At 58.7% G+C, this 225-nt stretch carries 1 protein-coding gene; it reads left to right on the forward strand.

Annotated elements, in window-relative coordinates; all coding sequences use genetic code 11:
* Positions 1-11: 11 nt before the first annotated feature.
* On the forward strand, positions 12-225 hold a 214-nt coding region (locus H8K43_RS19360), incomplete at its 3' end, for an ExbD/TolR family protein (RefSeq protein ID WP_329604543.1).

The raw sequence follows: 225 nt of genomic DNA on the forward strand, positions 1-225 counted from the left end.
TCACCGTCTCGATCAACAAAGACGGCGACGTGTACTGGAACGGCATGATGAAACCCCTGCCAGGCGGCACCGAAGACCTGTTCGACCGTCTCAAAGTGGAAGCCGTCAAAGTACCGCAACCGGAAGTGCACATCCGTGGCGACCAGAACGTCCGCTACGAATTTGTCGGTAAAACCATCCTGACCGCCCAGCGCGCCGGGATCGCCAAAGTGGGCTTCGTGATCG

This window comes from Cognatundibacterium curvum (genome assembly GCF_014284235.1).
Lineage (GTDB): Bacteria > Pseudomonadota > Gammaproteobacteria > Burkholderiales > Burkholderiaceae_D > Undibacterium > Undibacterium curvum.